Source organism: Vibrio sp. 14N.309.X.WAT.E.F5, assembly GCF_030397615.1.
Lineage (GTDB): Bacteria > Pseudomonadota > Gammaproteobacteria > Enterobacterales > Vibrionaceae > Vibrio > Vibrio lentus.
The window spans coordinates 64,918-79,925 of the sequence record NZ_JAPNXR010000014.1; the positions used below are offsets into that span (position 1 = coordinate 64,918).

General features: G+C 44.2%; 10 protein-coding genes. 5 read left to right on the top strand and 5 right to left on the bottom strand.

Annotated elements, in window-relative coordinates; genetic code table 11:
* Positions 1 to 48: 48 nt before the first annotated feature.
* The gene (locus OW495_RS15640; protein WP_017106924.1) at positions 49 to 1,134 is read right to left on the bottom strand and encodes an AI-2E family transporter; all 1,086 of its coding nucleotides are present in this window, start codon (positions 1,132 to 1,134) and stop codon (positions 49 to 51) included.
* 320 nt (positions 1,135 to 1,454) lie between these two features.
* A complete protein-coding gene (gene hemL, locus OW495_RS15645) occupies positions 1,455 to 2,762 on the bottom strand; it encodes a glutamate-1-semialdehyde 2,1-aminomutase (RefSeq protein WP_017106926.1) in 1,308 nt (435 codons plus the stop codon).
* Positions 2,763 to 3,058: 296 nt separating this feature from the next.
* Here hemL and erpA point away from each other — a divergent pair, with 296 nt between their 5' ends.
* The 3 genes from erpA to OW495_RS15660 all read left to right on the top strand — a co-directional run bounded on the left by erpA (position 3,059) and on the right by OW495_RS15660 (position 7,993).
* Entirely contained in the window at positions 3,059 to 3,400 is a 342-nt protein-coding gene (gene erpA / locus OW495_RS15650) for an iron-sulfur cluster insertion protein ErpA (protein WP_004734539.1), read from the top strand.
* A gap of 344 nt (positions 3,401 to 3,744) precedes the next feature.
* Positions 3,745 to 4,869, top strand: coding sequence for an efflux RND transporter periplasmic adaptor subunit (locus tag OW495_RS15655; protein WP_102513045.1), 1,125 nt, complete (start codon positions 3,745 to 3,747; stop codon positions 4,867 to 4,869).
* A 10-nt stretch (positions 4,870 to 4,879) separates the two neighbouring features.
* The gene (locus OW495_RS15660) at positions 4,880 to 7,993 is read left to right on the top strand and encodes an efflux RND transporter permease subunit (protein ID WP_289887366.1); all 3,114 of its coding nucleotides are present in this window, start codon (positions 4,880 to 4,882) and stop codon (positions 7,991 to 7,993) included.
* A gap of 89 nt (positions 7,994 to 8,082) precedes the next feature.
* Here the strand turns inward: OW495_RS15660 and OW495_RS15665 are convergent, their stop codons facing one another.
* Positions 8,083 to 9,372 (bottom strand): peptidoglycan DD-metalloendopeptidase family protein, encoded by a 1,290-nt coding sequence (locus OW495_RS15665; RefSeq protein WP_065110830.1) that lies wholly within the window; start codon positions 9,370 to 9,372, stop codon positions 8,083 to 8,085.
* A 129-nt stretch (positions 9,373 to 9,501) separates the two neighbouring features.
* Here OW495_RS15665 and tyrS point away from each other — a divergent pair, with 129 nt between their 5' ends.
* Both tyrS and OW495_RS15675 read left to right on the top strand, forming a co-directional pair.
* Positions 9,502 to 10,689, top strand: coding sequence for a tyrosine--tRNA ligase (tyrS, locus tag OW495_RS15670; protein WP_102513047.1), 1,188 nt, complete (start codon positions 9,502 to 9,504; stop codon positions 10,687 to 10,689).
* A 425-nt stretch (positions 10,690 to 11,114) separates the two neighbouring features.
* Positions 11,115 to 11,960 (top strand): magnesium transporter, encoded by an 846-nt coding sequence (locus tag OW495_RS15675; RefSeq protein WP_102279534.1) that lies wholly within the window; start codon positions 11,115 to 11,117, stop codon positions 11,958 to 11,960.
* Between the two features lie 112 nt (positions 11,961 to 12,072).
* Here OW495_RS15675 and dacB read toward each other — a convergent pair whose 3' ends face one another.
* Both dacB and OW495_RS15685 read right to left on the bottom strand, forming a co-directional pair.
* The gene (dacB, locus tag OW495_RS15680; protein WP_102513048.1) at positions 12,073 to 13,491 is read right to left on the bottom strand and encodes a serine-type D-Ala-D-Ala carboxypeptidase; all 1,419 of its coding nucleotides are present in this window, start codon (positions 13,489 to 13,491) and stop codon (positions 12,073 to 12,075) included.
* Between the two features lie 260 nt (positions 13,492 to 13,751).
* Complete coding sequence (locus tag OW495_RS15685) at positions 13,752 to 14,768, bottom strand: porin (RefSeq protein ID WP_102382969.1); 1,017 nt, start codon at positions 14,766 to 14,768, stop codon at positions 13,752 to 13,754.
* Between the last annotated feature and the right edge of the window lie 240 nt (positions 14,769 to 15,008).

The window sequence follows — 15,008 nt, forward strand, 5'->3', positions numbered from 1 at the left end:
CTTGAAGTGTTTAATACTCGTTCGCCAACCAAGTTGACGTTGAGTAGGTTAACTCTTGTCTTGCTGGTTCAAAAAGTCTTTAAACTCTTCATCGTAAATATTGAAAAGGACGATCGTAATAGCAAAGATCAGTGGGCCGTAGATCAGGCCGATTAAGCCAAACAATTGAATACCACCCAATAATGAGAAGAAGATCATAAGGGTGTTCATGCCAGCGCTGCCCTGCATTAATAGCGGGCGCAGTAGGTTATCAATCGAGCCCACAATCGCAATGCAGTATACCGTTAGGAAAATAGCCCAAGTGGTATCGCCTGTTAGGAATAAGTACGTGGCTGCTGGAATCCAGATAAGCGCAGTACCAACCACGGGAATGAAGGATGCGAAGCCCATCATCGTACCCCAGAATAGACCAGGGAAGCCCGCAATCCACATACCTAAACCGCCTGCAAAACCTTGCGCTATTGCGGTTAAAAATGAACCCATCACGGCTGATTTAGACACTTGCTCAATCTCGGTTAGCAGTTTGTCTTCTTGGCTGCGAGATAAAGGCAAAATATGACGAACAACGCTGATGATTTTGTCGTGATCTCTCAATAAGAAGAACAAGACAAACAGCATTAAGAAAAAGTCCATTAAGAAGTTAGTCGCATCACCGAGGATCTTCGCACTAATACCCACAAGTTTTGAACCAAAGCTGGTGGCAAATTCTGCGACTTTTTGGGCTATTGCTTTTGGTTCGATATTGTCAAAAGGTAGATAATTGTTCACGAACGATAAAGCTTTCACGACTAAAGGATGCTCAAACAAGGTTTGAATGCCGCCGTGTGTTACCCATTGATATGTATTTTGCGAGAATAACGAGCCTTGCTGCACGATGGCTGCAAATACCGCCAATAAAGGGATGACGATAATGAAAGTGAGGATGACACAAGAAAGTAGAGAGACTACGTTCTCTTTATTCGGTATCTTCTTTTCAAGCCATTCGTGAATTGGAAACATCAGCAACGAGATGATGAATGCCATTACTATGGAATTTACATAAGGCTCGATAAGTAAGAAACAAGCATAAGCCGCCGCGAGTAGGGCAATGATGATTACCCAGTGGCTTGTATTGATTTTGAGTTTTTCTGACACAGTAATGGTCTCTATATTAGCGTTCTGAGTTTATAATGGCTGCAAAACAGAGAGTTAGCAATGAGGAGTTTGCATTATGGGATGTTGTGGTAAAGATAAGAAATGCCAAGATGAAGAACAGCAAACAAAAAAAGAGATCCCTTGGTTTCGAATGTTCCTAGGCACCATTATGTTGCTGGTTTTTCTTTTTTGGGAACGTTAACGACTTTTTAGTATAGGGCTAGCTTGTGTCGTTGAGGTATTTACCTTAAATGCACTGAACCAAAGACTAAAAAGGGCCGCAGTAATGCAGCCCTAAATTCAAACGCTTAGCTAAAGTGTTAGCTGTTTGATTCGTTGCTTTCAGCAGCAATAATAGCGAAACAGCGATCGGCTGCTTCTAATGTTGCATCAATCTCTTTTGAACCGTGAGCAAGAGAGGTAAAGCTTGCTTCGAATGCTGATGGTGCAAGGTAAACACCGTGTTTTAGCATTAGGTGGAAGAAGCGCTTGAAGCGTTCTACATCACACTTGGTTACATCTTCGTAGCACGTTACTGTTTCTTGATCAGTAAAGAAGAAACCGAACATACCACCAACTTGGTGCACTAGCATTGGGATGCCGTGTTTGTCCGCTAGGTGTTTGAAACCGCTTGCTAGTTGTTTAGTTTTCGCAGCAAGACGCTTCTCGTTGCCTTCTTCTCTTAATAGCTTCAGACATGCGTAGCCAGCTGCCATTGCTACAGGGTTACCAGAAAGCGTACCTGCTTGGTAAACCGGACCGGTTGGTGCGATGTATTGCATCACATCTCTACGACCACCAAAAGCACCCACTGGCATACCGCCACCGATCACTTTACCAAGACACGTTAGGTCTGGCTTGATGTTGTAGTAAGCTTGAGCACAACCTTCAGCAACGCGGAAACCTGTCATTACTTCATCAAAGATCAGCAACGCGCCTTCTTGGTCACAGATTTCACGAAGACCTTCATGGAAGCCTTCTACTGGCGGGATGCAGTTCATGTTGCCTGCTACTGGCTCAACGATGATACATGCGATTTCGCCTTTATTTGCCGCGAAGATTTCACGTACAGAATCTAGGTTATTGAACGTTGCCGTTAGTGTCAGCTTCGCAAAATCAGCAGGAACACCTGGAGAGCTTGGTTGACCTAAAGTCAGTGCGCCAGAGCCTGCTTTTACAAGTAGGCTGTCTGCGTGACCGTGGTAACAGCCTTCAAACTTAAGGATTTTGTCACGACCAGTGAAGCCACGAGCTAGACGAATCGCACTCATTGTTGCTTCTGTACCTGAGCTAACCATACGCAGCTGTTCCATTGATGGAACCATTTCAGATACTAGCTCAGCCATTTTGATTTCAGTTTCAGTTGGAGCACCGAAACTCAGACCACGTTGCGCTGCATCAATAACAGCTTCACGGATAACCGCGTGGTTGTGACCTAGGATCATTGGACCCCAAGAGCCAACGTAATCGATATATGCTTTACCATCAGCATCAAAAAGAAGTGGGCCGTCAGCTCGCTCAACGAAGATTGGAGAACCACCTACACCGTTAAAAGCGCGCACTGGAGAGTTAACGCCACCTGGAATAGTTTGCTGTGCCTTTTGATACAGTTCTGCTGATTTGGTCATTGATATATCCTCTTTTGACTGTCGGACCAATTGGCTCGCATTGTACCTATCCCGAATCCAACTAGGAATGCTTTCGCCGATATAATCCCCCGAATCTGGTTGTTTTGTGTGGTTACACGTTTTAATTGTCAGATTCTGGCGAGTTTACAACAGTAAAAGGACCGATCCTGTGGTGAATACTTGAACGTTTCAGTCAGGTATTAGATAATCACCGGAATATAAGAAAATACTCAACAACTATGGTCTCGAATTAGATTTGTATCATGTTGTTTTTGACACAGGTAAGAGAGGTTGTCGTGAGCGAAGTAAACATCCCATTGTCTTTTTCTGATGCAGCAGCTACCCGCGTACAAACGCTAATTGCTGAAGAAGAAAATCCAGAACTAAAACTACGTGTATACATTACAGGTGGTGGTTGTAGTGGTTTCCAATACGGCTTCACATTTGATGAAAAAGTAAATGATGGCGACACTACCATTGTAAACAGCGGTGTAACGCTGGTTGTTGACCCAATGAGCCTACAGTACTTAATGGGCGGCATGGTTGATTACACTGAAGGCCTAGAAGGCGCACGCTTCTTTGTTAATAACCCGAACGCTACAACAACATGTGGCTGTGGTGCTTCATTCAGCGTATAGCATGAACTGAAAAAGCTAAAGCTACATTAGAAATACTGTAAACGCCGAACCTATGTTCGGCGTTTTTGTGTTTATAGACACCTCAAAAAACCGGAGTAAGCTAAGCCTCACGATCGACCGCTTGGCTTTTTCTCCGAAATCGGTACGTACCTCGATATTTAACCTATTATTTTTCAACGCATTCCCTTTATTTTTAGTACACGGCATATTTTTTAAACTGTCGATAGTGTCCAACTTCGTTTAGTTTTGGTCTGTTAAGGTTATCTCTGTGCATATGGAAGTTGCACATAACAGTGCTAAGCCAATTAGCGCGCCTCAAATTACATCGGATAAAAGGATTTGTTATGCCCACTCTATTTCCTAACTCACCACTTTTTCAGAAACTTAAGCAGCCGTGGCTGGTTTCGCTGATTTTAGTGATGTTGTTGTCTATCTGGCTTGGCTTAGGAGTGGGACAAGCGGAAGAGTCGCCTGAGAAAAAAGCGACAGAGATTCCATTGGCTAAGGTTTCCTTTCAAACATTCAGCTCATCACCCACCTTCAAAACAATTGACCTCTATGGACGAACGGCGCCCGACAGGCATGCCCGATTGGGAGCGGAAGTCGCGGGTAAGGTCGTCCGACTGAATGTTGTTAAGGGCGATGCTGTTAAAGCAGGACAAGCCATTGCTCAGATTGATAAAGGCGACTTAGAGATTCAGCTGGAGCGAGCATCTGCGTTATATCGTTTGAAGCAAAAAGAATTTAAAGCAGCGCAGTCTTTGAAGAAAAGAGGTTTGCAAGGCGAGATAGCCTATACCACCGCAGAGGCTTCACTAACGGAAGCAAAGGCCATGAAGCGAAATGCGGAATTGGCTCTAAAGAATACAGTGATTACCTCACCTTTCTCTGGTGTGGTTCAAGATTTGATGGTGGAACTGGGAGATTTCGTTGGTGTTGGCGATCCTGTTGCTGGTGTGATTGACCTCGATCCTTTGGTTATTGAGGCTGATGTCAGTGAGCGTCATATCCAGCATTTGTTAGTCAATCAATCCGCTTTGGTTCGCCTGTTAGGGAGAGAAGAAGCGGAAGGTCGGCTGCGTTACGTCTCTCGAATCTCTTCTGCCTCAACCAATACCTTCCCAATTGAGATTGAAATCGATAACTCAGATGGCCTGTTACCTGCTGGTGTCAGTGCCGAAGTAACCCTAAATCTAGAAACGAGAGACGCCATCAAGGTGACACCTGCCATGTTGGCACTAGATGAGGTGGGTAATCTTGGAGTCAAAACTTTGGTTTCAATTGATGACTCACCAATCGTGAAATTTGTCGGTATTCAACTGGTGAAAGCTGAGCAAGATGGAGTGTGGCTGACGGGGTTAGGTCAGCGTGTCGATATCATCACGGTGGGGCAAGGTTTTGTTCGTGATGGTGACTCGGTGATTGCTGTTGAGCAAGGCGCTGAACTCTCTAACGTAACTGCAGAGTAGGAGATAACCGATGTATTCAATTATTGATGCAGCCTTGTCTCGTGCTCGAACAATGCTCTCTCTGTTGGCGCTTATTCTAGTTGCAGGTGTGATTACCTATATCACGATACCCAAGGAATCGAGCCCAGATATCACCATTCCAATTATCTACGTTTCTGTAGGACACCAAGGGATCTCGCCAACCGATGCGGAACGTTTATTGGTACGACCTATCGAGCAAGAGCTTAGGTCAATTGAAGGTGTAAAAGAGATGACGGCAACTGCAGCAGAAGGTCATGCCTCTGTTGTGTTGGAGTTTAACGTTGGCGTTGATCTTACCAAAGCGATGGCGGATGTGCGTGACGCCGTTGATTTGGCCAAGCCAAAACTGCCTGAAGACAGTGATGAGCCGACCGTGAATGAAGTCACACTCGCTTCAGAGCAACCAGTACTTTCTGTTGTGCTATTCGGTACCGTTCCTGAGCGCACCATAGTGCAAATTGCTCGAGAACTTGGGGATAAGCTTGAAAGCTATCGCCAAATTCTAGAGGTCGATATTGCAGGCGATCGCGATGACATCGTTGAAATCATCGTTGATCCGTTATTGATGGAAAGCTACAGCCTAGATCAAGCGGATATCTATAACCTGATCGCCTTGAATAACCGAGTGGTAGCCGCAGGCTTTGTTGATACGGGTTATGGGCGTTTTTCTGTCAAAGTTCCTTCGGTGTTTAACTCTCTAAAAGATGTGCTTGAGCTGCCTATTAAAGTGGATGGTAAGCAGGTCGTGACCTTTGGTGATGTGGCCACGGTTCGTCGAGCGTTTCGAGATCCAGAGAGTTTTGCTCGTTTAGATGGTAAATCTGCGGTTGTCTTGGATATCAAAAAGCGTGCAGGTGAGAATATCATTGAAACCGTTGAGCTAGTCAAAGCCGTCATGGCTGGCGCTCAGCAGCAAGAGGAATGGCCAAATAACCTGTTGGTTAAATACACTTGGGATGAATCTAAAGATGTGAAGATCATGCTCAATGATCTTCAAAACAATATCTTGTCCGCCATTATTTTAGTGGTGATCGTGATCATCGCTATTCTTGGTGTGCGAACCGCATTATTGGTCGGAATTTCAATTCCAGGCTCATTCCTCACGGGGTTACTAGTTCTATCGGTATTTGGTTTAACCGTAAACATCGTAGTGCTGTTCTCGTTGATTATGGCGGTTGGGATGTTGGTTGATGGGGCGATTGTGGTCACCGAGTTTGCTGACCGGAGAATGCAAGAGGGTGAAGGAAGAAAAGCAGCTTACCAAGATGCCGCTAAGCGCATGGCATGGCCGATAACGGCATCTACTGCAACAACGTTGGCGGCATTTGCTCCGTTACTGTTTTGGCCAGATGTGACAGGCGAATTCATGAAGTTCCTGCCATTAACGTTGATTGCAACCTTAACCGCTTCATTGATTATGGCGTTGTTGTTTGTGCCTGTACTAGGTGGTTTGATTGGTAAACCTCAATACGTATCGCCCAAGAGCCAAGCGCGAATGGTGGCACTGCACAACGGTGATTTCTCACAGGCGACTGGCTTAACCAAGGCTTACTACCACACGCTTTCGCTTGCGATTAAACACCCATTTAAGATTCTCTTCAGTGCGATATTACTCGCGGTTGCAGTTGGTTTTACTTATTCAAAAGCGGGTCTAGGTGCTGAGTTCTTCCCAGAAGTTGATCCGCCATTCTTTAACGTCAAAGTTCGTTCTCATGGTGATCTTTCTATCCAAGAGAAAGATGTCATCATGCGCGATATTGAACAGATGATGCTAAATCATGATGAGTTCGATACTGTTTACACGCGAACGGGTGGGGACGACCAGATTGGTTTGATATCGTTCACCCCTGTGGATTGGCAATATCGTCGCAGTGTTAAAGCGATCATTGATGAGTTAAAGGTACAAACTGATCAATACGCTGGGGTCGAGATTGAATATAAGTTTCCAGATGCAGGGCCTCCGGTTGAAAATGACTTAGTGATTGAGCTATCTGCCAAAACGCCTGAGCAGCTCAATCAGGCGGCTAAGATCGTAAGAGGTTGGGCGGATGGTAATCAAGCACTGACTAATATCAGTGATACTGCAAGCAAAGACGGTATCGATTGGAAGGTGGATATTCGCCGAGACGATGCCGCGCGTTTTGCGGCTGATGCGACCTTGGTCGGCAATACCGTTCAATTTGTAACTAACGGACTAAAGATTGGTGACTACCTGCCAGATGACTCATCAGAAGAAGTCGACATCTTGGTACGCTACCCAAGCGATAAAAGAGATATCGGGCGCTTTGACCAGTTAAGAGTTAAAACACCAGCAGGCTTGGTGCCGATCACCAACTTTGCTCAGATTGTTCCTGACCATAAGCAAGATACCATTAAACGCCTCGATGGTAAGCGTGTGGTGAACATCATGGCGGATATGGAAGAGGGTTATAATCTTGCACTCGAGCTGCCAAAGATTGAGCAAGCGTTGAGTGAATTGGGGCTATCGAGTAGCGTTGAGTTTCGTATCCGTGGTCAGAATGAAGAACAAGAAAACTCTTCAGCCTTCTTACAAAGTGCATTTATGGTTGCTCTTGCGGTAATGGCGTTGATTCTGATTACTCAGTTCAATAGCTTCTATCAAGCGTTCTTGATTCTTAGTGCGGTGTTGTTTTCAACGGTTGGTGTGTTTGTCGGTTTACTTATCTTCCAACGTCCGTTTGGCATCGTGATGTCCGGTATCGGGGTGATAGCACTGGCTGGTATCGTCGTGAACAACAATATCGTGCTGATCGATACTTATAATCAGTTGATTAAACGAGGCTTGGATAAGCGAGATGCGATTCTAAGAACTGGTGTGCAACGTTTAAGACCAGTAATGCTGACTACTGTCACCACCATTTTAGGCTTGATGCCGATGGTGTTAGAGATGAACATCGATCTGATTAACCAGAAAATAGAGTTTGGTGCCCCGAGTACCCAATGGTGGTCGCAACTTGCTACAGCAATTGCGGGAGGGTTGGCATTTGCTACGGTACTAACCTTGGTGATGACGCCTTGTTTGCTGATGCTAGGGCGAGATAAGAAACCCGATATGATCCAAAGCAACGACGATGAACAATAAATACTAGTTCGACGGAAATAAAAAGAGCGCCTTGATGGGCGCTCTTTTTGTTGGCTGTTAGGGTTCTAGCCTAATTGGTTGCTAGCAATCTAATTAGTTGCTAACAACTGGCCGTATCGCTCAAGGTTATTCAATCGAATCTCAGAGTTAGCGATGAAGGTTGCTTTTGCTTTACCGGTTAACGACTTCGATTGCGGCAATTTCACGGTACGCGCATTCTTATGTACGCCATTAACCAAGAATTCATAATGCAAGTGCGGGCCAGTCACACGACCAGTACCACCCAAAGTACCAATGGTTTGGCCTTGTTTTACGCGCTGACCTGTTTTCACCATGCGTCGCTTCATATGCAGGTATTTGGTGATATAGGTGTTGCTATGGCGAATGAACACGTAATTACCATTGAATTGGTTGTAACCTGACTTCTGAACGATACCGTCACCTGCCGCCCAGATAGGTGTGCCAACAGGGGCAGCGTAGTCGGTGCCGCGGTGAGCTCTAACCTTGCCTGTCACTGGGTGTTTTCGGCGTGGGTTAAAGTTCGATGTCACACGACGGAAATCAATAGGAGAACGTAAGAAAGCTTTTTTCATCGCTCGGCCATTCTCATCGAAGTAATTACCGCTTCTATCATCCAATACCGCAGTAAACGAATCACCTTGGTTTTTAAACACAGCCGCCATGATCTTACCGCGGCCAATAACTTCGCCTTCAACCACTTTCTCTTGGTACAAGATTTTGAAGCTGTCGTTCTTACGAATATCCAGCGCAAAGTCGATATCCCAGCCGAAGATGCCAGCTAGTTCCATAATTTGGTTTGCGGTTAGGCCAGCGCTAACGCCTGCATTCCAGAAGTTTGAGGTGATGTTGGCTTCAGCGTAATTGTATTGGTAGGCAACTTCTTTTTTGTCGATGCTAGAGGTAAAAGAATCACCAGATTTAGTGATTTTGAAGCTTTCAAACGCACTAAGTTGTCGTTTTAGCTGAATAAGATCGTTGTTTTCATCAAAACCGAATTGTAATACATCGCCAGGTCTTAGATTAGACAGCTGCTTCTTAATATCGTTATTGGTATTGAGTAGCGTGATCAGCAAGCGGTATGAGAGGCCAATACGTTCGAATAAAACAGAGGTGCTTTCGCCAGAACGAACGGTGTATTTCTCCCAATTAAGCACTGCCGTCGGCGGTGCGTCACTTGAGCTAACAAGTGCAGATGCATTGATAGTCAGTGGGTAATGTTTCCCCACCACTAAAGCGCCCGTATCGTCACGTAAACTGCTGACATCGGGGAGTAAGAAGATCGCGACGAAAATTACGGCACTAAAAAATGCGATAAAAGCCCGGTGCAAAATAGGAAGGCGTGCAAAAATAGACAACATGTTCCGGTTCGTTCTGTAAATATTATGAAAATCGACGACGGAATAGTGTAACTGGTTTCAAAATACATCGCTATTCAAGTAAGATGTCTAATTATTATATTTTTGCCAAATCTGTGGGAGTGAACAAGAATGGCGAGTATTGAAGCTGCACTAGCCGAGATCAAACGTGGCGTAGAAGAACTGATTCCAGAAGACGAACTGATTGCTAAATTAAAAGAAGGTCGTCCTTTACGCATTAAGCTGGGTGCCGATCCAACAGCTCCAGATATCCACCTAGGCCATACGGTTATCTTTAACAAGCTTCGTGCTTTCCAAGAGCTTGGTCATGAAGTGACATTCCTTATTGGTGATTTCACTGCAATGGTTGGTGATCCATCAGGTAAGAACTCAACACGTCCACCGCTAAGCCGTAAAGACGTATTGAAGAATGCTGAGACTTACAAAGAGCAAGTATTCAAGATTCTCGATCCTGCGAAAACGCAAATTCGTTTCAACTCTGAGTGGTTATCTGAGCTTGGTGCTGAAGGCATGATTCGTCTTGCTTCTAACCAAACTGTTGCTCGTATGCTTGAGCGTGATGACTTTAAAAAGCGTTATGCTGGTGGTCAACCGATCGCAATCCACGAATTCATGTACCCACTTCTTCAAGGTCACGACTCTGTTGCACTCGAGAGCGATGTTGAGCTTGGTGGTACTGACCAGAAGTTTAACCTTCTAATGGGTCGTGAACTGCAAAAAGCTGCAGGTCAAAAACCACAAGCGGTACTAATGATGCCACTACTTGTTGGTCTAGACGGCGTTAAGAAGATGTCTAAGTCTGCGCACAACTACATCGGTATCAGCGAAGCACCAAGCGAGATGTTTGGTAAGATCATGTCTATCTCTGACGATCTAATGTGGAGCTACTACGAGCTACTGTCTTTCCGTCCACTTGAAGAAGTTGCGGAACTGAAAGCTGGCGTTGATGCAGGTAAGAACCCGCGTGACGTTAAAGTTCTACTGGCTAAAGAGATCATTGCTCGTTTCCACAGTGAAGCCGATGCTGAAGCAGCTGAGCAAGAGTTCGTTAACCGTTTTGCTAAGAACCAAGTGCCAGATAAAATGCCTGAATTCGAATTCGAAGCAGGTCTACCAATCGCTAACGTTCTAAAAGAAGCAGGTCTTGTAAACTCTACTTCTGATGCGATGCGTATGATCAAGCAAGGCGCGGCTAAGCTTGAAGGCGAGAAGATTGAAGACAGCAGATTCGTACCTGAAGCAGGTACTGCAGTTTACCAAGTAGGTAAACGTAAGTTTGCTCGTATTACTATTAAGTAATAACGCATATCAATAATTGAACAAAAGGCATCCACGGATGCCTTTTTTATTGACAGAAAGCTGACGAAGTTTTTGAACGTGCATTGCTACACTATGCGCGCTGTCATATTGACAGTAATTCTGGAGATTTTTATGAACAATACCGACCATCCTCCTAGTTTGAATGGAGAAGAATAACCTGTCTCGGTATTGATCTATTGTCCTGCCGTTCAGGTAGGGTATCTTTGTTTTTCCCCCTCATTCTTTTCCACACACTAGATTCTAACAAGTAGACACATTAGCGCTTTAAGCTATTGGTATACTAGCTTTAAGCTTTTAGTGCGCCTAGCTATACGCTCTTGATATACGAGTTATATGTTCTTGGTGTACTCGCTATAGGCTATTTGTTTTGATGGTCGTTACCTTTGCCAATCGGGAGATTCGCCATGACGGTAATGAACAACACTTTTTTATCTATTGAAGCTCTGTACTCAGAGAAAGACATCCAAGCTGTATCTAATGCCTTTCAACAGTACGGACGTGAGCAACAAATTAACCTTTTGAACCGTATGCCACTTGAAGATGCGGTGTTAGTACTTGGGCAATGTTCTCTTAGTACGATTCAGACTTTACTTAGTGAGCTAGAAGAGCAGGGCTTTGAGAAGCGCTCTCGACATCTAGCTCACCAACTAGGGCTGATCTACTCAGAGGTTGAACCGCAACAAGGTTACCTTTCGACTGGAGTGCTAAGCCATGTAAGGCAACGTATCGGTTGGATTATTGCCTTGGCGTTGCTTGGTATTGTCTCTGGGCTTATCATTGCTCAGTATGAAGACATTCTTAGCCAACTAGTACTTCTTGCGATTTATATGCCGGTAATCGCCGCTGCGGGTGGCAACACAGGAACACAAGCTGCGACTTTGGTCATCAGGGCCTTAGCCACGGGCGAGTTGAAGAAGCGCCAATGGGCCAACGTTTTATGGAAAGAACTTAGAGTTGCTATCTGTTTAGCTCTAGCGATCGCCTTAGTGATGATTGGCCGAATCTTACTGTTCAGTGACAATCAATCAACGGGTGGTTACGACATTAATATGATTGCTTACGCGATTGCTGTCGCTCTGTTTATTCAAGTGACAATATCAACTGTGCTAGGTGCTGGATTACCAATTGTTGCTCGGTTATTTAAGTTAGATCCTGCGGTGTTGGTGAGCCCTGTCCTCGCTTCGATAGTGGATATTTCAGGGATGTGGATTTATTTCACGGTAGTGAACTCATTCCTAGGAATCGCTTAAAAGCTTATAACAAATAACTAAAATACACCTGATAAACAAAAATGGCGCTGAAGATTTAAGATCTTCAGCGCCATTTTTATTGCTTAAGTAGAAGCTTACACAGAGCTGAACGTTACTTAGGTTTGCCTTGTGTTTGACTGAACTCGACTACATCTTTATAGAAAGCACGTTCAAACTGGGTAATTGGTGCTTCGACTGGTTTGTCTGCATCTGGCTTGTCAGGGAAATAATCACGTACAAACTGCACAAATAGAGAGTTTGGTCTTCCCGCCTTATCTAAACCAAAACCCGCCATGTTATAGCTACCGTATAGAGAGCCGCTTTTGGCAATGATGTTGCCTTGAATCGGTGTTTTTCGCATGCTTTGACGATACTTAAGCGTTCCATCAGTGCCTGACGTTGGCATCGCATCAATTAGGTTGAGTTGTTGATCGTTTTCCCAGATATAACGAAGCACCTGTGCCATGGTCTGCGATCTCATTCGGTTATTTCTAGATAACCCTGAACCATCGACTAATTGCGCTTTGCTGAGATCGATGTTGGCCTTAGTCAGTAAGATCTGCTTTATCGCTTCAGTGCCGTTATTGAAGCTGCCCGGTTGAACATAAAATGTCGCACCCAGCGTTTTAGTGAGATTATCTGCTATTAGATTGTCTGATTTCTTCAGCATGATATCGAGCAGTTCAGGAAGCTTTTCAGAATGGTGGCTCGCGACTAACGTCGTTTTGTCTGCTTTAGCTTTTTTACCAATAATTACATCACCTTTAACTTGGATTTTTAGCTCCTGAAGCATTGATGTCACGACTTGGTAGGTATAAAGCTCTGGATTTTGAATCGCGAATTTGAGCGGCAGTGGTTTCTTACGCTCAACTAAGCAACCAGAGAGCTTGTAAGCGTTGTCTGGAGTCGTTATGAGCTCTAAGTCGCATTGTGTTGCCTTCTGCCCTGAGCGAGTTACAGTGGCAGCTGTGGTTGTCACGTCTATTGGATAATGAGCTGGGATATATACCCGTGTCGAACCATTATCTTTTGTATAAATAGAGGCTTGTGCGCAGTTGCTGTCTAACGTCATCGCACTAGAAGGCGCGCTGTAACAAACCCCTAGAATGTCCCAAGGCCAACCAACTGCTCGTTGATAGCCTGTATAAGCCGAGTTATCGAGATATAAGTTGCCTTTGATGGATTTAGATTGTGACTTAGCGTATTGAGCTAAAAGGCTTTTTAGATGTTCTCGTTGTAGCGTTGGGTCACCGCTGAATGAGATCACCACATCTTCATTAGAACGGGCAATGCTGGTTGTGTAGTGAAAGTCATCTCCCAACTCCAACTTAGCCGCCAAAGCCGTAACCAGTTTTAAAGTGCTGGCTGGTGGATAAAAGCCATCACTGTTGGTATTCATTTCATTTGAATCGCCACTTAGTGACTGCAGTATTAAGCTTGTACTACTGCCATCGGGCAGTTTATTCAGCGGAGAATATGCAAGTACTGAGCAAGATATAAGGGACGCTGTAAGTAGATAAAGCTTGAACATGTTTGTTCCAATAGGAGAGTCGTTTTAAAACTATTGCCAAGTTATCTCACTATGACTCAAAGGTCACGTATGTGAGCTAAGTTTCAATGCAAAGGTAGAGCTACTTTTGATTATAGGTTTTAAAAATTGTGAGTTAAACAATCAATGCAGAGTACGAATTTTTTAGAGGTGTGTTAGAAACTGAGGAAGTAAAGGTGAAAAAGGTCTAGCGTTAGCTAGACCTTTGATTTCATATAACAAGCAAGGTGCTTGTTAACAGATTAGAAAGAGTATTTTAGACCTAGACGCATAGTATCTTCGCCTTCAATCTTAACACCTTGCGCGTTTGATACGCTATCAAGGTTGTTCAGTGCGTAAGCAACATAAGCATTTAGGTTGTTGTTGAATGCATAGTCACCAGTGATTTCGAAGAAATCACTTTTATCTTGAGATTTACCTAGTAGGTTATCTTCTTCAGTTTTTTGGTATGCACCCATTAGAGTGAAGCCGTTACCAAAGCCATAAGTAGCTGCGAATTCCATACCGCTGAAGTCAGAGTTGTATTTGTCGTCTGCTTCACCAGTAGTGTATGTACCAGCTAGGTATAGAGAGTCTAGTGTGTAGTTAACACCAGCGATGATAGCGTTACCAGTACCTGCGTTTTCACCATTGTCACCTGCTGAGTAACCAAGACCGAAGCCTAGACCCATAGGAAGAGTGTAGATAGCAGATACACCGTAAGCATCAGTGTCTTTATCTTCACCAGCAACCAAACTTGCTTTAACTGTTAGAGCATCAACAAAGTTACCAGTATAAAGGATTGTGTTGTTGATTTGCTCGTTACCAGCGTTGATGAATTCTTTTTGAGCACCGGTAAATGTCGTTACATCAGACATTTGAGAGATTTGTACTGCCGCTGTATCTTGACGACCGAATGATACAGCACCGAAATCACCTTGAAGACCTGCAAACATGTAACGTTGTTTGAAATCTGAGTTAGTGTCGTCTGAGTCTTGCTCGTTACCTGATGAGATAACTGTTTGCTCAGCTTCGTAGAAACCGAAACCACTTAGTGATTCGTTGATTTCTGTAGTACCACCAACGTTAAGACGGAAACGGCTGTTGTTAGCCATTGTGCCTTCAATTTCTTCACCACCGTTACCAATGAAATCACCACGGAATTCCGCGCGACCACCAACGTTTAGTTCTGTGCCATCTTGGCTGTATACGTTTGCTGCATTTGCGCCAGCTGATACTGTTGCCGCTACTGCTAGAGCGATCAGAGTCTTGTTATTCATGTTATTAATTCCTAATTACTGTCCATAAAGGTATTTATCAAGGATTTGAATCCTTTTGTGTATTGCTCGTATTAATCAAGCTTCATAATCATGCTTAGAACAAAAGCGTGAAACTTGCCAGAGCAATTCATGGGGTACTTTTTACCCCTAAAGTTCCATAGTCAGTTAGTAAAATGATCTCAATAAAAATTACGAACACTGTTTTATTACATTTCCTTTTGTTTAAGTGTTTGTTTTTAT

Coding starts and splice junctions, on each gene's coding strand:
- hemL (WP_017106926.1), bottom strand. CDS start 2,762: ATGACCAAATCAGCAGAACTGTATCAAAAGGCACAGCAAACTATTCCA.
- OW495_RS15655 (WP_102513045.1), top strand. CDS start 3,745: ATGCCCACTCTATTTCCTAACTCACCACTTTTTCAGAAACTTAAGCAG.
- OW495_RS15660 (WP_289887366.1), top strand. CDS start 4,880: ATGTATTCAATTATTGATGCAGCCTTGTCTCGTGCTCGAACAATGCTC.
- OW495_RS15665 (WP_065110830.1), bottom strand. CDS start 9,372: ATGTTGTCTATTTTTGCACGCCTTCCTATTTTGCACCGGGCTTTTATC.
- tyrS (WP_102513047.1), top strand. CDS start 9,502: ATGGCGAGTATTGAAGCTGCACTAGCCGAGATCAAACGTGGCGTAGAA.
- OW495_RS15675 (WP_102279534.1), top strand. CDS start 11,115: ATGACGGTAATGAACAACACTTTTTTATCTATTGAAGCTCTGTACTCA.
- dacB (WP_102513048.1), bottom strand. CDS start 13,491: ATGTTCAAGCTTTATCTACTTACAGCGTCCCTTATATCTTGCTCAGTA.
- OW495_RS15685 (WP_102382969.1), bottom strand. CDS start 14,768: ATGAATAACAAGACTCTGATCGCTCTAGCAGTAGCGGCAACAGTATCA.